Here is a 25,174-nt window from a genome sequence, read left to right on the forward strand (position 1 = left end):
TTTATAAAGGATTTACATGTAAAAATTAACGATGTCGAAATTATTTGAATCTAACGAAATTCTTCAAAAGCTACCAAAGCATTTGAAACAGTTTATAAAACCTCAAAATTATGAGGATTATTCTGCTATTAATCAAGCGGTATGGCGATATGTTATGCGAAAAAATGTAGATTTCCTAAGCACTGTTGCTCATCATTCTTACTTAAAAGGCTTAAAACAAACAGGTATTTCAATTGATAGTATTCCAAATATGTATGGCATGAACCGTATTTTAAAAGATATAGGTTGGGCTGCTGTTGCTGTTGATGGATTTATTCCTCCAAATGCCTTTATGGAATTTCAAGCTTACAATGTTTTAGTTATAGCTAGCGATATCCGACAATTAGAACATATTGAATACACCCCTGCACCAGATATTATTCATGAGGGTGCAGGACATGCTCCTATTATCGCAAACCCTGAGTATGCTGAGTACTTAAGGCGTTTTGGAGAAATTGGAAGCAAAGCGATTTCATCAGCAAAAGATTATGAATTATATGAAGCCGTAAGGCATTTATCCATAATAAAAGAAGCTCCAACTTCCAAAGAAGATGATATCGCTTCCGCGGAAGCTAAAGTAGACGCTTTACAAAAAAATATGGGGGAACCCAGTGAAATGGCACTCATTAGAAACTTACATTGGTGGACCGTAGAGTATGGCTTAATTGGAAGCCTTGAAAACCCAAAAATATATGGAGCAGGTCTGCTTTCATCAATAGGTGAAAGTGCTTGGTGCATGACCAACGAAGTTATAAAACTACCTTATAATATTAATGCTACGTATAAAGATTTTGATATCACCAAACCTCAACCACAACTATACGTAACACCAGATTTTGCAAATTTAAGTTTGATATTGGAGGAATATGCAAACACTATGGCACTCCGTAGAGGCGGTCTTTCTGGAGTTAATAAGCTAATAAAATCAAACGCATTAGGAACAATCGAACTGAGTACAGGACTTCAAATTTCAGGAGTTTTTAATCATACTATTGAACACGAAGGCAAACCCATTTATATTCAAACTATTGGAAAAACTGCTTTAGCTTATCGCGAAAAAGAACTTGTTGGCCATGGTACACATTCACATCTAGAGGGTTTTGGTTCTCCTATCGGAAAATTAAAAGGGATTAACCTTGCTATTGAAGATATGAGTCCGCGAGATTTAGCTGCTTATAATATTTACGAAGAACGCATTGTAAACTTAGAATTTGAAGGTGGCATTAAGGTTTCTGGAGAAATTATTACTGGAAAACGAAACCTTCAAGGTAAAATTATACTTATCAGTTTTAAAAACTGTGTCGTTACACACAACGAAACTATATTATTTAAACCTGAATGGGGTAATTATGATATGGCTGTTGGAAAAGATATTGTTTCTGCCTTTTCTGGACCTGCTGATTTGAGTAGTTTTGATTTAATAACACACAAAACTTCTTCAAATACCATTCATATTGAAAAACCTAAAGAACAATTAGCTCTTGAAGTATTATACCAACAAGTTAGAGATTATCGAGAAGGCACAAACAAAACCATATCAAGAACGAAAGTTTTAGAGCAACTTATAGATGAGCATCCTAATGATTGGTTGTTACCTGTTGAACTTTATGAACTAGCCCAAATTGGAAATGAAAGAGAATTATGCGAAAAAATCATGAACCACCTAGAGTCAATCAAACAAAACAAACCTCAAGTTGGACATTTGATTGATGATGGGTTGAGGATTGCGAGGAATGATAAAATTAATAATCATTAAATTTTAAAACAAGCTTAAAATAACAAATAAAACCTTACCTAAACCGCTTTAATGTGTGTTTTGTAAACTCACTTAAAACAAGTCTTCCACTCATTTCAGCACGTTCAGATAATAAATCATCCCAATGCTCAGTGCCTTTCCAAAATACTTTTTTCATTTCGCTTAATGCTTCTGGGTTATATGCAGCTAACTTTTCTGCTAAAGTTTTAACTGCATCATCTAATACTTCAGTGGTTTCAAAAACATCAGCATATAAACCTTTATCTAATGCAAATTTTGGCGAGAAAAAAGTTTCTGCATCAATTGTCATTTGAGACATAGCTGTTACGCCTATTTTTCTAGATACTGCAGGCTCAATAACAAAAGGTCCAATACCAATACTTAATTCACTTAATCGAATAGAGGCGTATTGAGTAGCCAAACAATAATCTGTAGCAGCAGCCAAACCAACACCACCACCTACTGTTTTTCCTTGTATTCTTCCTATAATCAATTTAGGGCATTTACGCATGGCGTTAATTACATTCGCGAAACCCAAAAAGAATTTTTTTCCAGATGCTTCATTATTAATTGCAATAACTTCATTAAAACTAGCTCCTGCACAAAACGTTCTATCGCCTCCACTTTTTAGCACAATAACTTTTATCTCGTCATTTTTACCAGCTTTAATAATTGTGCCTTCTAGTTTTGATAAAACATCACTAGGCATTGAATTTCTATTGGGATGATAAAACTCGATAAAACCAACTTCATTTTCAATTGTAAGTGCAACATAGGCTTCCATAATACTCTATTTTTAAAAGTTGAATATACATAAAATTTTAATGTGCTTTAATGCAACATTTGTTACCAATACATTAAAAAAAATTAAAGTAATTTGTCATAAAATTTAAATTATGGGTTTATTCGATTTTCTATTCGGCAATAAAAAAAACAAAATAAAAGATTTACATTCTAAAGGCGCAATTATTATAGATGTAAGAACAATTAAAGAATATAATCAAGGTGCTATCTCTGGTTCAAAAAACATTCCTTTGCAAACAATCAAATCAAAAATTGAAGAGATAAAAAAATACAACAAACCTGTAATTACCTGTTGCGCAAGCGGAATGCGCTCTGGAAGCGCTAGTGTTATTTTAAAAAACAATGGCATTGAAGCTATTAATGGGGGCGGTTGGATGAGTTTAAAAAGTAAACTATAATTTAAGGTTTTGAAAATCTTTAAAGGATTGAACTGAATTTTCGTTATATTTTAAGGTCCAACCTAAAGAGTTTGTTAGAATATAAAACTTTGAAAGTTCACTAATTAATCTGTTTTTGGCATTTGCTTTTAAATCTGATTTATCAATTTTATTTGATAGAGATTTGTTGATTGTATTTTTAATATCATTATAATCTTTAGCCTCAAACGGATTTAAATAATCTGCTTGAACATCATAATACTCTAAATCTGGATTAATTTTTATTTCTTCCTCAGGAATACTTAAAATAGTAAGTGTTTTATTTGCTTCATCAACTTCAAATTCAATTTTACTTAAATCATAAGCAATAGTAACTTCTGCATTTACAACTACCAGAGCTTTCTTTTCAACAGACAGTAAATCGCCAAAAATATCTTTTGAGTTTTTATAATTAAAAACTTCGCTAAAATGCCCTTCGGTAACTATAAGCTTTCCAACATTATTAATTTGTTGCTGTATTAGGGCTGAATTTTCTTGAAGTACAATTTTGTCTTCGCGTTTATCACCACAATATTTAAAAGTAAAGAGTACAATTAGAGTAATTATAACTCCGAATAGAATTTTTCGCATGCACTAATTTAGACATAATTTGAGAAATCTGTGCATTTACAACTTAAATTTAGAGCAAAAAAAACATCAGTTTCCTTCGACATAAGAAGTCCAAACCAATGTAATTAATCAACTAAACTAACACTACAAATATATAAGCTTTATAATTTATTATGTTACCTCAAAGTTAAACCTAGTTTAAATTAAGTTATTCTTTTTTGCTTTTTGCACTGCTTCTAGTTTATTATGTACTTGAAGTTTTTTATAAATATTTTCAATATGTTTTCTTATAGTTCCTAAAGATAAAATAAGGTTGTCTGCTATAGCATTATAACTTAAGCCTTTGCTAAGGTGTTCTAAAACCTCAACCTCTCTTGGGGTAAGTTTAATCTTTTCTTGCTCTTGAGTGTTATCTATTTCTAATGGGTTTCTAAGCAATTTTAAGGTTTTTAGCGCAATGGATGGATTCATTGCAGCACCACCATTTAAAGTATCAACAATACCATCATGCAAGTTTTTTGCATTTACTTCTTTCAACAAATAACCATCTGCTCCAGCTTTTATAGCATTAAAAATATTTTCATCATTATCAAAAACAGTAAGCATTATAATTTTTATGTGTGGATACTTTTGTTTTACTATTTCGGTGGTTTCTATGCCGTTTAGAACTGGCATTTCTATATCCATTAAAATAATATCGATATTATGATTGTCTTGAAGCTTTTTTAATAAATCTGAGCCATTCAAGGTTGTAAATTTCACTTTTAAATTTTCAAAAAAGGATAGTTTTTCTTTAACAGTTTTAATTAGAAAAGAATTATCATCTGCAATGGCAATTTTAACAATCATATAATTTTATTTATGGACGAAAAAGGCACTCTTTAATTAGAAACAATCATATACGCAATTGGTCGTATATTTCACTTTATATTGGCAAAATTAAAGCCACATTAGTCCCTGTATTTATATCACTCTCTATATTGAGATTAGCACTCATATCTTGGGCTCTTTTCCGTATATTGTTTAGCCCATTTCCTTCTTCAGTTTCGCTTTCCTTAAATCCTTTACCATTGTCTTTTATTTCAATTTTAACGCTTTTGTTTTCTTTTAAAATATTAACCGAAATATTTTTAGCATCTGAATATTTTATAGCGTTATTTAAAGCTTCCTGGATAATTCTATACACATTCATACCTATAACTGATGTAAATTCTATATCCTTAGAAAGTGATTGATTAATATTAAAATCAAACTGAATTGAACTTGAAGAAATATCAGCTTTATCAATAAAATTTGAAATACGTGTTTGCAAATCTTTTAAAGAAATAGCATTTTTATTCATTGCCCAAATAGTATCCCTGAGTTCATATATCGTATCTCTAGAAAAATCACTTATACTAGACAACTTATTAATTAGCTTCTCATTTTTAATTTTTAAACCGTATTGTAAATTTTCAATTGAAGAAATTATAAAAGTAAGCTGCGCACCAATATTATCATGTAAATCTCTTGATATCCTTAAACGCTGGTCTTGTAACCTATTTTGTGTTTCTATTTTAACTAATGCTTCCTTAAGTTCACTTTCTCTTTGAAGTTGATTGTTTTTTAATTTTTGTTGTTTAAAAAGTAAATAGCCTAAAAGAGAAATAACTACCGCTAAAATAATCAACCCTATAAGCTGCGTGTTTTTTTTGTTTAAATTAAGTTCTTTTTCGGCTAAATCTGCACGCTGGGAAAGGATTTGCTTTTCTTTTTTTTCTGTTTGATACTTAACTTCTAAGCTAGCCAAACCATTAGCATTAGAATCCGAAAACATAGAATCTTTCATTTTTACAAAGCTATTAATGAGTTCTCTAGCTTTGGATGCATTACCAATCCTAAAATAGCTTTCAGCTGAATTAACATAAAAATCATCAGAATAATTATTGTAGTGCGGGTTTTCTATTAGAATACTCTCTGCTTTTTTAGAATATTTAAGTGCTTGAATTGGTTTATTCAATTTATTATAAACCCCCGTAATTTTCGCAAGTACAATCAGTTGTCCTTTCCTATTAGACTTTAACTCAACACTACCGTCATATGATTTATTATAATATTCTAAGGCTTTATTATATTGTCCTAACTCATCATACAATGTTCCTATATTTTCTAATATTTTGTAGTAATGTAATAAATTACCAGACTCCAAACCTATTTCAAGGCCTTTAGTATAGGCATCAAAAGCTTCATCAAAACGCTTTAATTCTTTTAAACAAATTCCTATATTATTATATGAATTTGTTTGTTCCTTTTTTAAGCTGTAAGTTTTTCGGATTTTAAGACTCTGTAAATGATATTCTAAAGCCTCTTCTACCATATTCAATTCTTGATAGATTAACCCAATATTACTTAGTGGAATCGCCCTTGATTTTTCATCCTTTAAAACTTCATACATTTTTAAAGCTTTAAAAAAGAAATCTTGAGCCTCTTTAAATTCCCCTCTATTCCAATTAAACATACCTAGATTATTTAGACACCTAACCTCTGTTGTTGGAATTTGATGCTCTTTACTTAATTGTAAAGCTCTATTAAAATAATATTTAGCTGAATCAGATTTACCAGACACATCCATATAAATACCATATGTATTTATAAGTTCTGACAATCCTATATATTCATTTTTTTTTTTAGCAATTTGGATTCCTTGTTTTAAAACCTGATTTGCGTTTTTTAAATCGTTAAAAATAGAGTAAAACCCAACTTTGTTATACAAGCTAACCTTAACAGAATCATTTTTCGTATGTCTTGCCACAACCAATAAGCTATCGAGGTTTTGAGAAAAAACAATTGTAGTTGTAGAACAGAAAAGTGCTAACGTAAAAAAAATCTTAATAATCATAATTACCAATCGCATTAGTTTTGTTTATTTATAGCAGAGTTAATTTAACAAAAAAATGATTACAGTTGAAGAACAACCGATGTTCCTTCATTTTCAACAGAGGTAATGCTAATCACACCATCAATATCATGCGCTCTTTTTTTTATATTGTTTAGCCCGTTTCCTGAGCTAACTTTTTCAGGATTAAATCCTTTTCCATTGTCTTTTATTTCAATTTTAACGCCTTGATTATTCTCAGACATATTAACAGACACAGCTTTTGCTTCCGAATATTTAATGGCATTATTTATAGCCTCCTGAATTATTCTATATATATTCATACCTTTTACCGATGCAAATTCAATGTCTTTAGAAAATGATTCATCAATATTTAAATCAAACCGAATTGAACAAGAAGAAATATCAGCTTTATCAATAAAATTTGAAATACGTGTTTCCAAATCTTCCAAAGAAATAGCATTTTTATTCATAGCCCAAATAGTATCCCTTAATTCATAAATAGTTTCTTTTGTAAAACCACTTATGCTTAACAATTTATTAGTAAGCTTTTCATTTTTAATTTTAAAACCATATTGCAAATTCTCTAAAGAAGAAATAATAAAGGTAAGTTGCGCGCCAATATTATCATGTAAATCTCTGGAAATTCTTAAGCGTTGTTCTTGTAATCTGTTTTGGGTTTCAATTTTAATTAATGCTTCACTAAGCTCCTTTTCTTTTTGAAGCTGACGGTTTTTAAGCTTTTGCTGATTGTATAACAAATACCCTAATACAGATAAAACAATTGCTAAAACGCCTAAACCAATAAGCTGGGTGTTTTTCTTGTTTAGACTAAGTTCTTTTTCTGCTATATCTGCACGTTGAGTAAGAATTTCTTTTTCACGTTCTGCAGTATTGTATCGTTCTTGTACCTCAGCTATTTCTTTTGTAACTCTGTTACCATATATTGAATCATTAAGCTTGATATATTGATTATGATAATGAACAATACTATCTGAATTTAATTTATTAGAATAATAATAGAGTAATAAATTGTATGCTTCAAGTTCATGTTTTTTATCTTTTATTTTTTTTGAAATAGCCAGCCCTTTATACAATTTACTTTTTGCTTCTAAATAATTTTTATTAATAGTATTTATATTACCAATATTTAGCAAAGCATTAGTTAATCCAAAATCATCATCAATTTTTTCACTTAACAAATAGGCTTCTTTATAAAAAATTAAGGCTTCAGAATACTTTTTTTGCCTCTCTTTCATCAATCCATAGTTTGCGTATAAATTTGACAATGTTCTATAGTAGTTGTTAGATTTGGAAATTTTTATAGCCTTTTCAAAATAACTAAACCCTTTAATTGTATCATTTAAAGACAAATATGTGTTTCCGATATTAGAATACACATTTGCTAAACCTAATGAATCATTAATCTCTTTGGATAAATCTAATGTTTCAAAATGTATTTTTAAGGCCTTATCATATTGCTTCATTTCTTCATATAAAGCAGCAATATTTCCTTTAATTAAAAAAACATGTCTAGGGCTTTTTAGACCATTATAAATATTAAGCGCCTTTATAGTATATTTTAAACAAGAATCCATTTGGAACTTCTTATAGTATGAAACTCCTAATTTATTATACAAACTAGCTAAACCAACAGAATCGTTAAGAATTTTTCTAATTTTTAATGACTTATGATAATGCTTTATTGACTCATCAAAATTAGATTCATAAGTATGTATAATACCTATATCATTATAGGCTTGAGCTTCTCCAACCAAATTATTAGTTTTTTGAGATAATTTGAGTGCTAAATTCCCATAATGAAAAGCTGAATCATTTGAAACTCTCCCGTAATACCAACATAAATCACTATACGTTTTAATTTTAATTGAGTCGTTAGGTTTTGATTCAATTACTAATTTTAAACTATCAATTATTTTTAAGTTTTTTTGAGAAATACAATGATAACTTATTGAAATAAATAAAAATGAGAGAACTATTTTTTTCATAAAAGCATGGTTACTTACCAAATATAAGCTTTTGAAATAAAATTAATTCTTTAGTAATAAAAAATAAACGATCTAAAATTGAATCATTAAAGCCATTGGCAATTTTACTTTTTTGAGAATTTAAATGATTTATTTTTCGCTCTAATTTATACTTTTCCATAAGGAAAATATAATTATTATCTGTATTTTTTCTAATAAGACGAGAATCTGAATATACTTTTACTACACAAAAAAGCAATAGAAATACAATTAAAAAGATTATAACACCAAACCAATCAAAAACCATAATCACAAATAATTTTTAGTGTTATTTAAATGATAAAATGGTCTACAAAAAAAACACCAATTACCAATCATTTTTTTGATTAATAGCATTGGTGCTTTTTGATATGAACTGATTAATAGCATTTTAAATCTACAATTAAAAGTAATACATCATTAAAATTTTCGACCAAATGTGATAAAAAAAGATTAAGCGTAATAATCTGATTATCACGCCCAATCAAACAAATCTCAACAACAAGATTTATTTTTTAAGGTCGTAAGCATATATGCTATTATTGCTAGCTAAGTAGTACAGGTAACCTCCAAAGTCATCCACTTCGTAGATTGGCTTTTTATCTTTTAATAAAATTTCCTTTTCAACTTTCCCTGAATCCTTGTTTATTTTTACTAAGCTCACACCTTCATCCAATTTAGTTAAAGTGAATTGTGCATTTTCAGTAGCGGAAGTCGCTCTAAACCGTTTTGCCATTTCATTAAAAGATGCTGTTGCTATGGCAGCATACGCATCCGCTTCTCTTTGTTTTTGAGCACCGTATTGATTGTATTGCCCAAGATAGTTTTTATTTGCCCCAGCTTGAAAGCTCGCATCCGCCATTGCTGCAGTTGATGCCAATGCTACCGCACTTAAAGCTACTATAGCAAAAGCACTTTTGCCTGGCGCCCTATAATATTCATGAAATTTCTCTGAACCATCAAAATCGAGCATCATAACATTTTGATCTGAGGACAGCAAAAGTCCTTCATCCCTTATCTCAAAACTTTTGGGATTTTCTTTAGCTTCAAAATCATAAGTAGCTAACGTACTAATATCTCCAGATTCTTCATTAATGGCAATCATCTCTTCACCCGTACTTATTAAATATCTGCCCCTATTCTGATCATAAACACTTGTAACAGCCTTAGCTCTTTTGTATTTTATTGGTTTGCTCCAAATAGATTCACCTGTATTTAAATTTATAATATTGGCATCACTATCTGTTATATAAATCATACCTTGTTTAGTTAGCGCCATGGTATGAATGTTTTCACCCGTTTTTAATGGCTTATTGAATAATGGCTTCCCATCAAAAGAAATCTTATTAATACCACCTTCACCAAGTCCAAATAAAATACCATCATCCATTATATAAAAATGCTGAACATAACCTTTTGTTTTTGGCGCTTTTTCCCATAAGTCCTCACCAGTACTCGACGACAAAAATGAAATATTACTTTGCGCTTTGGCAGAAGCCAATTTTCCTAAACCTTTTTTACCAGAATCTGCAACATCGCTTACAATAGCCAAGCCTTTAGGAGTTACTTCAAAATTTGAAACAACACCTTTCAATTTTTTGCCTTCACCCCACATTTGCGACCCAGAAGCACTTATTTTATGAATCATATGGTTTTTACCTTTACCTTGAACAGCATACATAGATTTACCATCATTGTCAGGAATAATGTAAGCCACATTTTTCAAATCCACTACCCAATTTTCTGCTCCAGTATTCATGTCTATTCTATAAATACCCTTATAAGTTGGCAATATTACACCCCCATCTATTATACTAGGCCTTCCGGTAAGCGAATTAGAACCTTTTAGTTTAAACAGTTTTATTTCATTGCCAGTTCCCATATCGTAAATACCTACTGCTTGCGTGTACTTTTCTTTTGCAGTACGTTGCCCTGACACAATTAATTTGTTCTCTGGCATAATTAAAGTTGGCCTTCCAGCGGCTTTCCAGCCATTAGCTTTAGTATCGAACAAACGCTTACCAGACACTACGTCTATTACGCTTTGTTTGGCAGCAATTCCGCCAAAACCAGCTTGACCCACCATAACATAAGGCGTGTTAGGCACAATAAAAATCTCTTCTTGCTTTACTTTTCCATAATCGTCAAAGTTAAATACTAAGCCATCTTGCCCAGGTTTTATTCCTGCTAACCCTTTACCATGTGTAATTAACATCACGCCCGAAGTCGTTAGAGTCATTTGATCTATTTTTCCACCTAAATTATATGTAAAATTAGGCGTCTCTGCCTTTTGAGCCTGTGTTACGCTAACCATTAGTATACATACTAATAGGAAACTAATTTGTTTTAATTTTTTCATTGTTGAATTTGTTTTGTTAATAATAGCAAAAGAGTCGTGCGAAAGTCACACAACTCTAATTTTTAAAACCTAAATGGTTTGTTTTGACAGATTGAATGAACCACTAGTTACATCCTTTATAGAATTGTCTCCATTTACATTCTTGCACATAAAACTAAAAGTGCCTTTTACATTGGAATTTGTTTCTTCAGAAATGGATACAGACCCCACTTTTGTATTGTCATATGGTGCTTGCCATATTTCTGTTGTAGATGCTGTTGGATTACTTAAATTAACATCTGTTTCAGTATAAGTAGCTACAACATTTCCTAAACTAGCACCAGTAATATCGTAAGTTCCTTCACCTGCATACCCAGAAATAGTAATTGCAAAGGCATTTCCGTCGCTGTTTGACGCAATGATGATTAAATTGTTAATACCACCTGCACTGGCAAGTGTTGCTTTTGACGAAATTTCCATGGATTGAAAAGATACCCCTCCAATATTTGCCGTTAGAGTTCCTGAAGCAGCATTTCCGTCACTACCGCCATCGTCACTTGATGAACATGATGTAAATGTTAGTAATGATCCTATCATTACTAACAGCATGATTTGTTTTAAATTTCTCATTGTTGAATTATTTTATTGATTAATAGTATTACAAAACTGCAACAATGAGCAAGGGAAATCAATACGATGAATTACGTATATTTTAATTTACGATGGAAAATTTTTGATTTATGAAAAAATTTTTCGCTAAAATTTAATGAAAGGAAATTGTGATTGAAGCGTTTTTGTCTTTGCTTCTATATTTTGAAGAAATGCTTTGTAAGATTGAGATTGCGGATTGAATGGTTTATGCTGAAGCCCTTTTTGAATTGCATCAACGTCATCCATAACTTTGGAAGATTCATCAGAAACCCAAACGTTTTTAAAGGTATTCCAGATATAATTGATGGCTAATTGATTTGGGTGAATCATATCTTCGCTATAAAAACGATAATCACGAAGTTCGTCCATCATTATTTCATAAGACGGAAAATAGAATGATTGATTCTTTACAACTTGATGAATAGCAGAAATTAAATGTGCTTTACTTTGCGTGTTTTCTACAAATCCATCATTTAAATGGCGAATTGGAGAAACTGTGAAAATTATTGAAACTTTAGAGTTTACTTTTCTAATTAAATCTACAATGCTATCCAAAGATGCTGTTACTTCTTCAACTGAAAGTAGTTTTTTGGTAAATTCCTTTTGAGATACTTTATGGCAGTTTGCAACTGTTTTATTTGCCTTATTAAAATGATAAACCCAAGCCGTTCCTAAAGTAATGATTATATGCGTTGTTTTACTAAGTTGCGAAGCTATGACGTTGATGCTATTGTTAAGTTGTCTTATTAATTCTTCTTTTGAAGTGTTGCTTAACTTTGAATGTGCATCAAAACAATGCCATTGCTCGTTATGAAAAAAGACATCATCTTCAGAAAATACTTTTTGATTTACTGTATTTTCAATTAAAGTCTGAATAGCTTTTGGATGAAATAATATCCCAAAAGGATTTTGAACACTTTGAAATTTGAAATACTCTAATTTATCTCCAATGTTTTCTGAAAAGCAAGAACCTATCAATAGAATATTAGACTCGTAATCTATTAGGTTATTAGATTGTTTTCCAAGTGATATTTTAGTTTGAAGATTCAAAACTTAAGAAACATAGTTCTTAGCGTTATTTAAAGCCTCATCAATACCTGCAAGGTTCTTACCGCCTGCAGTAGCAAAAAATGGTTGTCCACCACCACCTCCTTCGATGTATTTCCCCAATTCTCTAACTACTTGTCCTGCATTTAAATCTTTAGTTGCAACTAATTCTTTTGAAATATAACATGATAATAATGCTTTACCTTTTTGCTCTGAAGCTAAAAGTAAAAACAAGTTATCAAATTGACTTCCTAATTCAAAAGCAACATCTTTTAAACCTCCAGCATCCAAGTCTAACTTTTTAGCTAAAAATTGAACACCATTAATATTTTCCAACTCACTTTTAAGTTCGCTTTTAATATTTTTAGCTTTATCCTTAAGTAATCCTTCTATTTGTTTTTTAAGATTTATATTTTCTTCTTGAAGATTCTGGAGTGCTTTTACTGGTTCTTTGGCATTGTTTAATAAATCTCTCATTTCAAAATAAGCGCGGTTATTTTCAAAATAAAAATCTTTTACAGCATCATTAGTAATCGCTTCAATTCTTCTAATTCCAGCAGCAACAGCTCCTTCAGAAACTATTTTAAAATGCCATATATCAGAAGTATTTTGTACGTGTGTACCTCCACAAAGTTCTATAGATTTTCCAAATCTAATTGCTCGAACAGTATCTCCATATTTTTCACCAAATAAACTCATCGCACCTTCAGCAATTGCTTGTTCTTTTGGAACATTACGCATTTCTTCTAAAGGCAATTTACCTTCAATACGTCTGTTTACAAAATTCTCAACGTCTCTTATTTCTTCAACAGTTAATTTTGAAAAGTGTGAAAAATCGAAACGTAAATATTTTGAATGTACTGCACTTCCTTTTTGCTCTACATGCGTTCCTAAAATTTCTCGTAAAGCTTGGTGTAGTAAATGTGTTGCTGTATGATTACACTCTGTTCTATGTCGCTGTTTAGAGTCCACGACTGCTTTAAAAGATTCATTAATATGCTTAGGTAAGTTTTTAGCAAAATGGATAATAACGTTATTTTCCTTTTTAGTATCTAAAATATAAACCACATCACCATGCGTATCTTCCAAGTAGCCTTTATCGCCTACTTGTCCGCCTCCTTCTGGATAAAACGGTGTTAAATTAAATACTAACTGATACATGTCGCCTTCTTTTTTTGAAGTTACTTTTCTGTATCGTGTTAATTTTACATTAGCCTCTAAGGTGTCATAACCAACAAATTCTTCTTCAGCATCATTAACTAAAATTGTCCAATCATCTGTAGACATTTCACTTGCTGCACGAGATCTACTTTTTTGTTTTTGTAACTCAATATTAAAGCCTTCTTCATCAAGCTTCAATCCTTTTTCAGATAGAATCAACGCAGTTAAATCTATTGGAAATCCATAAGTATCATATAATTCAAACGCTTTTTCGCCTGAAACAGTTGTTCCTTGAGTTTCGTCAACAATTTTATTTAGTAATACTAAACCTTGATCTAAGGTTCTTAAAAACGACTGTTCTTCTTCTTTAATTACATTTTCAATAAGTTGTTTTTGAGCTTTAAGTTCTGGAAACGCCTTTCCCATTCGATTACTCAATACATCAACCAACCTATAAATAAAAGGTTCTTTTTTATCAAGAAATGTAAATCCGTATCGTACAGCACGACGCAAAATTCTTCTAATAACATAACCAGCTCCTGTATTACTTGGAAGCTGTCCATCTGCTATTGAGAAGGCTACAGCACGAACATGGTCTGAAATAACACGAATAGCTACATCTTCCTTTTCGTTTTTACCGTAATTTTTATTCGTAATCGTTTCAATCTCTCTAATAAGCGGTGTAAAAACATCGGTATCATAATTTGACTGCACCCCTTGAAGTACCATACACAAACGCTCAAAACCCATTCCTGTATCAATATGCTTATTTGGTAAATTTTCAAGAGAACCATTAGCTTTTCGGTTGTATTGCATGAAAACTAAATTCCATATTTCCACTACTTGTGGGTGGTCTTCGTTTACTAAATTTTTTCCAGAAATTTTTGCTTTTTCTTCCACAGAACGAATATCTACATGTATTTCGCTACAAGGTCCACATGGTCCTTGATCTCCCATTTCCCAAAAATTATCCTTTTTATTCCCTTTTAAAATACGGTCTTCAGAAATGTATTGCTTCCAAATATCATAAGCCTCATTATCCATTCCAATACCATCCTTTTCATCACCTTCAAAAACAGTAACGTATAAAATATCTTTATCAATACCGTAAACTTCAGTTAGAAGTTCCCAAGCCCAAGCAATAGCTTCTTTCTTAAAATAATCACCAAAACTCCAGTTACCAAGCATTTCAAAAAGTGTATGATGATATGTATCATAACCAACCTCTTCCAAATCATTATGCTTCCCAGACACGCGTAAGCATTTTTGAGAATCTGCAATACGGTTGTTTTTTGGCTGCGCATTTCCTAAAAAATACTCTTTAAAAGGTGCCATCCCAGAATTAACAAACATTAAAGTTGGGTCGTCTTTTAAAACCATAGGTGCAGAGGGCACTATGCTATGTTTCTTTTCTTGAAAAAAACTTAAAAATTTTGATCTTACGTCTTGTGATTTCATCTATTGTTATTGAGCATCTTTGTCTCTATTAAATTCTTTTTAATAGGAAACAATTTTTATATTTACTCTCCAAAATTATTTAAAATAAAGGAGTTCATTAACCTCGAATTAAGTTTTTAGTTTAATTACTATAAAAATAATTTCGTAGGTTTGTTCGTTTACACACTAGAAACAGTAGTAATACTGTTTAAAATTAGTTGCAAAAATAGTATAATTTAAGGAATGAGTAAGGTAAAATATTACTACGATAAAGAATCGCTTTCTTACCGAAAAATTGAGCGCAAAAAACGTACTACATTTAAATATGCTACTATATTTATTTTAGCAGCTGCTTTTTTTGCTTTTATTTTTGTTTTTATTGCCAGTCAATACATAGAATCTCCAAAAGAACGTGCTTTAAAAAGAGAACTTCAAAATGCACAATTACAATTTGAGTTGCTTAATAAAAAGATGGAACATGCGGAAGCTGTTTTAGAAAACATTGCAGATAGAGATAATAATATTTACCGTGTTTATTTTGAGGCAAACCCCATTCCTGATGAACAACGTAGGGCTGGATTTGGAGGAATTAACAGGTATAAAAATCTGGAAGGTTTTGATAATTCTAAATTAATTATTGAAAGTAACAAACGATTAGATATTTTACAAAAGCAAATTGTAGTTCAATCTAAATCGCTAGACGAAATTAAAATACTTGCTGAAGAAAAAGAAAAACTTTTAGAAGCAATTCCTGCAATACAACCTGTTAGTAATGAAAATTTAACGCGAATGGCTTCTGGGTATGGTATGCGTTCAGACCCATTTACTAAGGTAAGAAAAATGCATTGGGGTATGGATTTTACAGCGCCGAGAGGAACGCCAGTTTACGCAAGCGGAGATGGTGTTGTAGAACGTGCAGACAGTAACTCTTCTGGCTATGGAAAACATATACGAATTAAACACGGCTATGGGTACACCAGTTTATATGCCCACTTATACAAGTACAACGTTAGAAAAAATCAAAAAGTAAAACGAGGCGATTTAATTGCTTTTGTAGGCAGTACAGGACGCTCTGAAGCACCACATTTACATTATGAAATATTTAAAGATGGAGATCGTATAAACCCTATAAACTTTTACTATGGAAGTTTAACTGCCGAAGAATTTAATAAACTACTAGAACATGCTTCTTTAGAAAACCAATCCCTCGATTAATGCATATAGAATTACCTGAAAAACGATATTATGGTATAGGCGAAGTAGCTAAGGCTTTTGGCGTTAACACTTCTCTTATACGTTTCTGGGAAAAAGAGTTTGATGTACTCAAACCTAAGAAGAATGCTAAAGGCAATCGCAAGTTTACACCTGAGGATGTTAAAAACCTTAAATTCATTTACCACCTAGTTAAGGAACGCGGTTTTACTCTTGAAGGTGCCAAGACACATCTAAAAGAAGAAAAAAAACAGGCTCTTAATAATTTTGAAATTATTAATAAGCTTGAGGATGTAAAAAATCAGCTTATTAAAATAAAGCAACATCTGTAAAAATTTGTTATAGTAAATAAGTAACTTTTATAGAAAACATGTGTCTTATCTAACAACAACAAAATTAATTCACTAAACCATTTTTATCATGAAAAAATTTTTACCATTAATTATTATAGCAATTCTTGTATTAGGAATCTATTCTTGGGCAAAGGGATTTAACAATACTGCAGTTGAGTATGAAGCTGATGCTAAAACAGCCTGGTCTAATGTTGAAAGTGACTACCAGCGTCGCGCAGATTTAATTCCAAACCTAGTTGCTACAGTAAAAGGTTACGCAGCTCATGAAAAAGAAACTTTAGAAGGCGTTATTAAAGCACGATCTGAAGCTACAAAAACTACTATTGATGTTGGAGATTTAACCCCAGAAAAAATGGCTCAATTCCAAAAAGCGCAACAAGGCTTAAGTGGTGCTTTATCTAGATTATTAGTAACTGTAGAAAAATATCCTGAATTGAAAGCTGACAGAAGCTTTCTTGAACTACAATCTCAGTTAGAAGGTACCGAAAATAGAATTAAAGTCTCTAGAGATCGTTTTAATGAAAAGGTGAATATTTATGATAAATTCACAACAAAATTTCCAGGAAAGTTATTAGCTAGCCTATTTGGTTTTGAAGAAATGGCTCGTTTTAAAAGCGCTCCAGGAAGTGAAAACGCTCCTAAAGTAGAGTTTTAAAATGTCAAATAAAGTTGAAGACTTTTTAACACCTGATGAAGAACAGGACGTTATTGAAGCTATTCGGGTAGCAGAGTTAAATACTTCTGGAGAAATCCGTGTTCATATTGAAAAAACATGTGAAGGCAATGCTACAAATCGTGCTTTAGATCTTTTTCATACGCTTAAAATGGACAATACCAAACTTCAAAATGCGGTATTAATTTATTTAGCTATTGAAGATAAAACCTTTGTGATTTATGGTGACAAAGGTATAAATGACGTTGTTGAAAACGAGTTTTGGGACAGTACTAAAGAGATTATGCAATTATATTTCAAAAAAGGAGATTTTAAACAAGGTTTAATTGAAGGTGTTTTAAAATCTGGGGAACAACTTAAAAAATATTTCCCTTACACTGATTCTGATTCAAACGAATTAACAAACGAAATTTCTAAAGGATAATTTTTCAGTATGCAGTATTCAGTATTCAGTTTGCAGTTGCAGTATAGCTTTAAAAACAAAGCTATACTTAGTTTACTATTCGCTGTATTATCTATTAGTTTTTCTTCTGCTCAATATGATATCCCTGAAAAACCAACAAAAGCAAATCCAGATGCTGTATATGACTATATAAGCTTACTTTCTACCTCTCAAAAAAGTAGTTTAGAAAGAAAATTAATTAAGTATTCTGATACAACCTCAACTCAAATTGTTGTTGCTATAATTAACTCCACTAATGGCGAAAATATTAATTATTTAGGTGCTAAATGGGGGCAAAAATGGGGTATTGGTCAAGACAAAGAAGATAATGGTGTTTTAATACTATTAGCAAAAGGAGATAGAAGAATTGCTATAAATACAGGATATGGTGTTGAACATCTATTAACAGATGCCATGTCTAAACGTATTATAGAACGTGACATTATCCCTTATTTTAAACAAAATGATTACCCTGGAGGCTTAAATAGAGGCACTGATGCCATTTTTGAAGTCTTGAATGGCGAATACAAAGGTACACGTCAGTCCAATCAAAGTGAATTCCCTATAGGATTGATTTTTATTTTGATTTTCATATTTATAATTATCCTTATCTCAATTTCTAAAAATAGACGTGGAGGCGGCGATGGAAATCGCGGAAACCGATCTTCAGGAAGTGACTTATTAGAAGCCATAATTTTAAGTAATATGGGACGTGGTAGTTACCGTAGAGGTTCAAGCGGCTGGGGCGGAAGCTCTGGCGGTGGAGGATTTTCTGGTGGTGGTGGGTTCGGTGGCGGATTTGGCGGCGGTGGCTTCGGCGGTGGCGGTGCTTCAGGAGGGTGGTAGTAGTTTAATCTACAGCACATAACACAATCTTATATCGAACTTATATCACTAAACTAGACAGCATATAATATTAGTTTCAAAACAGACTTTGATGGATTTGCCCGCGTTAGGGATTGAAGTGTATAGCCCACAGCCCGACGTAGGAGGTGCGAGGACTTGTAACGGAAAGCACGACCCCTTAGGGTAACGCCCAAATTAATTATTATTAAAACTACTGTACTGGAACAGGTTTACTTTTTACGCATATATACACTAATAGGTACGCCATTAAACCCAAAATTCTCTCGAAGTTTGTTTTCTAGATAACGTTTGTAAGCGTCTTTAACGTACTGAGGTAGATTACAGAAAAATGCGAATTGTGGTTGTGCTGTTGGTAATTGCATGATGTATTTAATCTTTACAAATTTACCTTTATAAGCAGGAGGAGGATAACGCTCTATAATTGGCAACATAATATCATTTAACTGACTTGTTTTTATCTTTTTAGAACGGTTTTTGTAAACCTCAACAGCAGTTTCGATGGCTTTAAAAATACGTTGTTTAGTTAAGGCAGATATAAAAACTACTGGAACGTCTGTAAATGGCTCCATTTGTTTTTTTATAGCCTTTTCGTATTCCTTCATAGACTTATGGTCTTTTTCAACTAAATCCCACTTATTTACTAAAACCACAATCCCTTTTCTGTTACGCTCTGCTAACCAAAATATATTTTGCACTTGTCCGTCAAAACCTCTATTAGCATCTAAAACCAATAAACATACATCGGCATGTTCAATAGCTCTTACGCTTCGCATTACAGAATAAAACTCTAAATCTTCTTTTACTTTAGATTTTCTTCTAATTCCAGCAGTGTCTACCAAATTAAATTCGAATCCAAAACGATTGTATTTTGTATCAATAGAATCTCGTGTTGTTCCAGCAATATCAGTAACGATATATCTGTCTTCACCAATCAATGCGTTTATAAATGACGACTTTCCAGCATTAGGCCTTCCTACTACAGCAAATCTTGGCAACTCCTCTTCTATAACCTCTTCCTTTTCGGGTAAAGCTTCAATTAAAGCATCTAAAAGTTCTCCTGTACCACTTCCGTTAATACTAGCAACGGTGTAATATTCGCCTAATCCTAAAGAATAAAACTCAACAGCATCTTCAGCTCGTTTTCCATTATCTACCTTATTTACAACAAGAAATACAGGTTTAGTCACTTTTCTGAGTAATCTAGCCACATCTTCATCCATCCCTGTTACTCCAGATTCTACATCCACCATAAAGATTATAGCATCAGCTTCATCTATAGCTAATTCAACTTGCTTATCAATTTCAGCTTCAAAAACATCATCACTCCCCAAAACATAACCGCCTGTATCTATTAAAGAAAATTCTTTTCCGTTCCAATCACTTTTACCATAATGACGGTCTCTAGTAACGCCACTAACAGCGTCAACAATAGCTTCGCGTCGTTGTATTAAACGATTAAAAAACGTTGATTTCCCAACATTTGGCCTTCCTACTATAGCAACAATATTACTCATATCCTTTGTATTACGTTTTACATCTATCCGATGCCTCTATTATTTCTATCCGAAATATTTTGCAAAAATAGGAAATATAGACGACGCAAAGTTCTTTTTTAATAAAGATTGAATGTATTTAAAGTTTAAAGAAAAAATAGTACTTTACTGTTCTAAACTTAACTACAAATGCCACTAAGTAATGACATTGTTTTAAGACCGAGGTTTAAAATGGAAATACCAAGGTATAATGAAGCCATTTTAAGTGATTTCGAGAATGCAAAAACTACTCAAAAGGATTTTGTTATAACTCGAGTAGATGACCATGTATTCATAAAATTCCCTAGAGACAAACAAACATTTTGGACGCCACAACTTCATCTTGAAATTAATAAAATTGACGATAATTCAAGTAAACTTCACGGATTATTTGGACCAAACCCAACAGTTTGGACACTTTTTATGTTTCTTCATTTTATAGTAGCTGGATTATTTATAGCATTTGCCATTTGGACTTATACCAACATGACTATAAAAGAAAGTTATGCTGTTCAAGCTAGTGTTACATTTCTGATGGTTTTGGTTTGGATAACGTTATATTTTGCAGGAAGTATAGGAAAGGCTTCAGGTACAAGTGACATGCGATTACTTAATAATTTTATGAACAGTATATTAAACGCTGAAAGTTAAAACCAGAGTGTAAGTTACACTCTGGTTCTCTTATTTACTCTTTATAAATATCGTAAAATTCTATTTTGAATAAATATTTAAAGTAGCGTCACTTGGAAACTCATTTGAAACAATTAATAATCTTTTTCCATTAGGACTTTCTTCTGGGTTTACTACTAATAAACCTTCAGGTGAAGTATTCCTTAATCTTTGAACGAAAAATGGATTATATACATCTGTTATATTATAAATAAGTACATCCCCACTTCTTTCTAGTCCAATTATTGCGAATGTATTTATTCCATCAGAATAAGTAGTTACAGCCTCTGGCTCAGTTCCTTTATCATCTGATCTGTTTTCAGGATAGTTTCCAAAATCAAACAAACTCGCTAGTGTAAACTCATTCCCAGAGTCAAAAATCAATTTACCTGTAGTATCCCATATAGAAAAGGAACGTGCTCCATAGCCATATATTTGATCTATATCACCGTCTCCATCTGTATCTCCATTAGCTGTGGTAACTTTTAAACGTCCTAAATTTTCTTCCTCTTGAAGTATTGCTGCATTTGGGTAAGCTACCGGATCCAAAATTAAATCATCACCTCTTTCTTCTTCAGAATAACCATCATAATCTCTTGCATCTCCTTCATTAGCAGTAATAATATAACCAATACCTCCTATTTCAAAATAATCAATAGCATCAGGTTGATAAAAACTCAGTACTGGCCAATGTTTTAAATTTCCAATATCATCATCTCTATCACTTAAATCAAAAGCTATTTCAGAATAATCTTTTGTACCTAAAGGATAAATATTTGTTATTATTTTAGTATCAATATCCAATTTAGCAATACCATTATTCTCTTGTAGTGCTATAAAAGCTATTTTTGAGTCTGATGATACTGTTATATACTCGGGCTCAACATCTGTACTTAAATCTGCTCCTGGACCAAATACTCTAAATCCATTATCCTCTAAAGTGGCTTCATCTGAATTAAAATTATCAAAGAAAATTTGAGTTGCAGTTTTAGTTTCTACTTCAATTAATGTTATAGACCCTTTAGGATCTATATCATAAGCATCATTAGGCTCACCTTCATTTGCAGCTATAATATATTTTGCATCTGGTGTAAAAGTTACCATATCTGGTAATGCTCCAGCAGTAATTTCAGCATAAGGAGTGGTTAAATTATTTGTTTCAAAAACAATCACTTTACCATTGTCAGTAGATTCGTTTGCTTCTATTGCGATTGCCAAAAGACCACTTCTACAAGCTACAGAGTTTACATTACCTCCATACAAAGTAACATCAATTGGATTTTTAATCTCTGGGTTGTTTAAATCAGATATATTTATAACATCAACTTCTTTAGCTTCAGAATTTGTTGAAAACACAGTTTTAGTTGCAGCATCATAAGCAGAAATTTCCGGAACACCGTCGCCTAAGCTAATTTTAGCTTCAGTAGTAAAATAGGCAACATCCATGCCGTCTTGCCCATTGCCCCCATCTTGTCCATCAAGACCATTTGTTCCGTCTTGCCCGTCCATGCCGTCTTCAACACATGAAGTGAATACTATAAAAGTTCCCACAAGGGTTACACTAAGTAATTTAAATAATTTGTTACGTTTCATAATTTTGAATTTATTAATTAATTCACAAATATGAAACAGCAACTTTATGATAACGTTAATTTATCAAGAAACTACTATTAGGATTTACTAGTTATTGTAACCAAAACGTTTCAGCTGATTTTGGTTACTACGCCAATTTTTATTCACTTTTACATATAATTCTATATGAATTTGTTTTCCGAAGAACTTCTCTAAATCTTTTCTAGCCTCTATACCTACTCGTTTTAATGCGCTTCCTTTATGGCCTATAATGATGCCTTTTTGAGTCTCGCGCTCTACCATAATTACAGATCGCACTCTTATTATATTTTCTTCTTCAAAGAATTCTTCGGTATCAACTTCGACAGCATAAGGAATTTCCTTTTTGTAATGCATTAGAATTTTTTCACGAATGGTTTCGTTAATAAAAAAACGTTCTGGTTTATCTGTTAATTGGTCTTTTGGATAAAATGGTGGTGATTTAGGAAGTAAATCAATAATACGATTAAAAACTTCTTTTACATTAAACCCTTGAAGAGCAGATACAGGATAAATTTCAGCATTAGGCACTTTTTCAGTCCAAGATTGAACTTGATTTTCCAATTGTTCTTGATCTGATTTATCTATTTTGTTAAGTAATAACAAAATAGGTATTTTCGAATCTGTTATTTTATTAAAAAAGGCTTCATCTTTCAACTCCTTTTCACCAATTTCAACCATATAAATAAGAACATCGGCATCTTCAAAAGCCGACTTCACAAAACCCATCATAGATTCTTGAAGCTCGTAAGCTGGTTTTATTATGCCTGGTGTATCGCTTAAAACCACTTGAAAATCATCTCCATTTACAATGCCTAAAATCCTATGTCTTGTAGTTTGTGCTTTTGAAGTAATAATGGAAAGCTTTTCGCCAACAAAGGCATTCATTAATGTTGACTTTCCAACATTAGGGTTTCCTATTATATTTACAAAACCTGCTTTATGATTCATAGATGCCTTTATTTATAATTGCAAAGTTACAACTTGAATATTTTATTCTACTAGAAATATATAAAACAAAAAAAGCAGGAAGTATAACTTCCTGCTTTTAATATCTAAATAAGTAATTATAAATTACTTTACCTCCAATAATTCTACATCAAAAATTAATGTTGAATTAGGTTGAATTACTCCACCTGGTCTTGGGTTTGCACCGTAAGCGATATCGCTTGGCACAAAAAACTTGTATTTAGCACCTTCTTTCATTAACTGTAAACCTTCGGTCCAACCTTTTATAACTTGAGTTACACCAAATTCTGCTGGCTGTCCTTTATCAACTGAACTATCAAACACAGTTCCATCAATTAAAGTACCATGATAGTGCACTTTTACTTTAGATGCAGTAGTTGGCTTTTCGCCTGTTCCTTCTTTTAAAACAATGTATTGTAAACCACTCTCTGTTGTTTGAACACCATCTTTAGATTTGTTTTCAGCTAAGAATTTCTCACCTGCCTCCTTATTCTCTGCTGCTGCTTCCTGACGCTTAATAGCATCTGCTTTTTGTTTCTTCTGAAAATAAGTTCTAACTATTTGTTGTGCTACATTTTCTTCAAGCAAGATATCTGTAGAATCGGTAACATTATTAAACCCTTGTATAAACAAATCATTATCAAAATCGTCAAAACTAGCTTTGACATTTTTAGCAACATCCATTCCTATTGCATAGCTTACAGAATCTAATTCCGTTTTTATTGGTTTTTTAGTTGCTCCAGTTTGGTTACATGATACAACAAGCATTACCATAGTTACAAAACTTAAAAATTTCATTATTTTCATTTTTATTATTTTTTTATTATGACGCCAAATGTAACAAATTTATAGGGAGTATAAAAGAAAAATAATTGCACTTGATAAATACCAATAGTCATTTAAATATGATACAAAAAGGACACTATACAAAAGTAAAGAGCCGCAAAAATTGCGGCCCTTTAAATATTTAATATAATTCTACAATTATTTTCTAACAGATTTTACAATTGCCAAAGCAGCTCTAACATCGTTCTCTAATTTAGCATAATCTTTATTTGCTACTATCTCTTTTGAAATTAGTTTAGACCCCATTCCAACACAGGTTACCCCTGCATCAAACCATCCTTTTAGGTTTTCTTCAGTTGGAGAAACACCTCCTGTTGGCATAATAGAAGTCCACTGTTGTGGCCCTTTAATACCTTTTACAAATTGAGGTCCATAAATATCACCAGGGAATAGTTTTACGATTTCACACCCTAACTCTTCAGCTCTAGTAATTTCAGTTAATGTACCACAGCCAGGAGACCAAAGTACCTTTCTTCTATTACAAACTATTGCAATATCTTCTCGTAATACTGGTGTTACTATAAAATTAGCACCTAAAGCCATGTACAATGAAGCTTGTCCTGCATCTGTAACAGAACCCACACCCATTATCATACCAGGTAATTCTGTGATTGCATATTTTGTTAATTCGCCAAAAACTTCATGAGCGAAATCTCCACGTGCTGTAAACTCCATTAAACGAGCCCCACCATCGTAACATGCTTTTAGTACTTTTTTACTTAACTCAATATCATTATGAAAAAACAAAGGAATCATCCCTGTATCTTTCATTGTTTGTGCAACTTCTAATCTTGAAAATTGTGCCATTTTATTTAAATGTTTAATTGTTAATTTGTGTAGTTGTTGAACTGAAAACCGATTAAACGATTCAACAGTTCA

At 31.7% G+C, this 25,174-nt stretch carries 23 protein-coding genes; 8 read left to right on the plus strand and 15 right to left on the minus strand.

Going from position 1 to position 25,174, the window contains the following annotated elements:
- Nucleotides 1-31: 31 nt before the first annotated feature.
- Nucleotides 32-1,795: an aromatic amino acid hydroxylase gene (locus tag Q0870_RS07605; RefSeq protein ID WP_298554041.1), complete on the plus strand. Its 1,764-nt coding sequence runs from the start codon at nt 32-34 to the stop codon at nt 1,793-1,795.
- Between the two features lie 34 nt (nt 1,796-1,829).
- Here Q0870_RS07605 and Q0870_RS07610 read toward each other — a convergent pair whose 3' ends face one another.
- Nucleotides 1,830-2,579, minus strand: a complete 750-nt coding sequence (locus Q0870_RS07610) for an enoyl-CoA hydratase/isomerase family protein (RefSeq protein ID WP_298554044.1) — start codon at nt 2,577-2,579, stop codon at nt 1,830-1,832.
- 112 nt (nt 2,580-2,691) lie between these two features.
- On the opposite strand from Q0870_RS07610, the gene Q0870_RS07615 reads away from it, so the two are divergent.
- Nucleotides 2,692-2,997: a rhodanese-like domain-containing protein gene (locus Q0870_RS07615; RefSeq protein ID WP_298554047.1), complete on the plus strand. Its 306-nt coding sequence runs from the start codon at nt 2,692-2,694 to the stop codon at nt 2,995-2,997.
- On the opposite strand, the gene Q0870_RS07620 is transcribed toward Q0870_RS07615, so the two are convergent.
- The 9 genes from Q0870_RS07620 to alaS form a co-directional block, all read right to left on the minus strand.
- Nucleotides 2,992-3,606, minus strand: a complete 615-nt coding sequence (locus Q0870_RS07620) for a DUF4230 domain-containing protein (RefSeq protein ID WP_298554050.1) — start codon at nt 3,604-3,606, stop codon at nt 2,992-2,994. The genes Q0870_RS07615 and Q0870_RS07620 overlap by 6 nt on opposite strands.
- A gap of 177 nt (nt 3,607-3,783) precedes the next feature.
- Nucleotides 3,784-4,434 (minus strand): response regulator transcription factor, encoded by a 651-nt coding sequence (locus tag Q0870_RS07625; RefSeq protein ID WP_298554053.1) that lies wholly within the window; start codon nt 4,432-4,434, stop codon nt 3,784-3,786.
- A gap of 76 nt (nt 4,435-4,510) precedes the next feature.
- Nucleotides 4,511-6,463, minus strand: a complete 1,953-nt coding sequence (locus tag Q0870_RS07630) for a sensor histidine kinase (protein WP_298554056.1) — start codon at nt 6,461-6,463, stop codon at nt 4,511-4,513.
- A 59-nt stretch (nt 6,464-6,522) separates the two neighbouring features.
- Nucleotides 6,523-8,469, minus strand: coding sequence for a sensor histidine kinase (locus Q0870_RS07635; RefSeq protein ID WP_298554059.1), 1,947 nt, complete (start codon nt 8,467-8,469; stop codon nt 6,523-6,525).
- 10 nt (nt 8,470-8,479) lie between these two features.
- Nucleotides 8,480-8,629 carry a hypothetical protein gene (locus Q0870_RS07640; RefSeq protein WP_298554061.1) on the minus strand — a complete coding sequence of 50 codons (150 nt, stop codon included), beginning with the start codon at nt 8,627-8,629 and terminating at the stop codon, nt 8,480-8,482.
- 366 nt (nt 8,630-8,995) lie between these two features.
- Nucleotides 8,996-10,846, minus strand: coding sequence for a PQQ-binding-like beta-propeller repeat protein (locus tag Q0870_RS07645; RefSeq protein WP_298554065.1), 1,851 nt, complete (start codon nt 10,844-10,846; stop codon nt 8,996-8,998).
- 69 nt (nt 10,847-10,915) lie between these two features.
- The gene (locus Q0870_RS07650) at nt 10,916-11,455 is read right to left on the minus strand and encodes a DUF6252 family protein (protein ID WP_298554068.1); all 540 of its coding nucleotides are present in this window, start codon (nt 11,453-11,455) and stop codon (nt 10,916-10,918) included.
- Nucleotides 11,456-11,581: 126 nt separating this feature from the next.
- Nucleotides 11,582-12,526, minus strand: a complete 945-nt coding sequence (locus Q0870_RS07655) for a GSCFA domain-containing protein (RefSeq protein ID WP_298554071.1) — start codon at nt 12,524-12,526, stop codon at nt 11,582-11,584.
- A 3-nt stretch (nt 12,527-12,529) separates the two neighbouring features.
- Nucleotides 12,530-15,142 (minus strand): alanine--tRNA ligase, encoded by a 2,613-nt coding sequence (gene alaS, locus Q0870_RS07660; RefSeq protein WP_298554074.1) that lies wholly within the window; start codon nt 15,140-15,142, stop codon nt 12,530-12,532.
- Between the two features lie 222 nt (nt 15,143-15,364).
- Between alaS and Q0870_RS07665 the strand changes: the two genes are divergently transcribed.
- The 5 genes from Q0870_RS07665 to Q0870_RS07685 all read left to right on the plus strand — a co-directional run bounded on the left by Q0870_RS07665 (nt 15,365) and on the right by Q0870_RS07685 (nt 18,647).
- A complete protein-coding gene (locus Q0870_RS07665) occupies nt 15,365-16,336 on the plus strand; it encodes a M23 family metallopeptidase (protein WP_298554077.1) in 972 nt (323 codons plus the stop codon).
- A complete protein-coding gene (locus Q0870_RS07670; protein WP_298554080.1) occupies nt 16,336-16,665 on the plus strand; it encodes a MerR family transcriptional regulator in 330 nt (109 codons plus the stop codon). The genes Q0870_RS07665 and Q0870_RS07670 overlap by 1 nt, the downstream gene beginning before the upstream one ends.
- Nucleotides 16,666-16,753: 88 nt before the next feature.
- Nucleotides 16,754-17,341 (plus strand): LemA family protein, encoded by a 588-nt coding sequence (locus Q0870_RS07675; RefSeq protein WP_298554083.1) that lies wholly within the window; start codon nt 16,754-16,756, stop codon nt 17,339-17,341.
- A gap of 1 nt (nt 17,342) precedes the next feature.
- Nucleotides 17,343-17,783: a TPM domain-containing protein gene (locus tag Q0870_RS07680; RefSeq protein ID WP_298554086.1), complete on the plus strand. Its 441-nt coding sequence runs from the start codon at nt 17,343-17,345 to the stop codon at nt 17,781-17,783.
- Nucleotides 17,784-17,792: 9 nt separating this feature from the next.
- On the plus strand, nt 17,793-18,647 hold the full coding sequence (locus Q0870_RS07685) for a TPM domain-containing protein (RefSeq protein WP_298554088.1): 855 nt from the start codon (nt 17,793-17,795) through the stop codon (nt 18,645-18,647).
- 230 nt (nt 18,648-18,877) lie between these two features.
- Here the strand turns inward: Q0870_RS07685 and der are convergent, their stop codons facing one another.
- Nucleotides 18,878-20,182 (minus strand): ribosome biogenesis GTPase Der, encoded by a 1,305-nt coding sequence (der, locus tag Q0870_RS07690; RefSeq protein ID WP_298554090.1) that lies wholly within the window; start codon nt 20,180-20,182, stop codon nt 18,878-18,880.
- Nucleotides 20,183-20,350: 168 nt separating this feature from the next.
- Here der and Q0870_RS07695 point away from each other — a divergent pair, with 168 nt between their 5' ends.
- Nucleotides 20,351-20,851: a GTP-binding protein gene (locus Q0870_RS07695; protein WP_298554093.1), complete on the plus strand. Its 501-nt coding sequence runs from the start codon at nt 20,351-20,353 to the stop codon at nt 20,849-20,851.
- 60 nt (nt 20,852-20,911) lie between these two features.
- Here the strand turns inward: Q0870_RS07695 and Q0870_RS07700 are convergent, their stop codons facing one another.
- From Q0870_RS07700 to Q0870_RS07715, 4 genes are all read right to left on the minus strand, one after another.
- Entirely contained in the window at nt 20,912-22,462 is a 1,551-nt protein-coding gene (locus tag Q0870_RS07700; RefSeq protein ID WP_298554096.1) for a choice-of-anchor I family protein, read from the minus strand.
- An 87-nt stretch (nt 22,463-22,549) separates the two neighbouring features.
- Nucleotides 22,550-23,431 carry a GTPase Era gene (era, locus tag Q0870_RS07705; protein WP_298554098.1) on the minus strand — a complete coding sequence of 294 codons (882 nt, stop codon included), beginning with the start codon at nt 23,429-23,431 and terminating at the stop codon, nt 22,550-22,552.
- 123 nt (nt 23,432-23,554) lie between these two features.
- Nucleotides 23,555-24,256: an FKBP-type peptidyl-prolyl cis-trans isomerase gene (locus tag Q0870_RS07710; protein WP_363317936.1), complete on the minus strand. Its 702-nt coding sequence runs from the start codon at nt 24,254-24,256 to the stop codon at nt 23,555-23,557.
- 177 nt (nt 24,257-24,433) lie between these two features.
- Nucleotides 24,434-25,102: a bifunctional 4-hydroxy-2-oxoglutarate aldolase/2-dehydro-3-deoxy-phosphogluconate aldolase gene (locus Q0870_RS07715; RefSeq protein ID WP_298554103.1), complete on the minus strand. Its 669-nt coding sequence runs from the start codon at nt 25,100-25,102 to the stop codon at nt 24,434-24,436.
- Between the last annotated feature and the right edge of the window lie 72 nt (nt 25,103-25,174).

This window comes from uncultured Algibacter sp. (assembly GCF_947487575.1).
Classification (GTDB): Bacteria; Bacteroidota; Bacteroidia; order Flavobacteriales; family Flavobacteriaceae; genus Algibacter_B.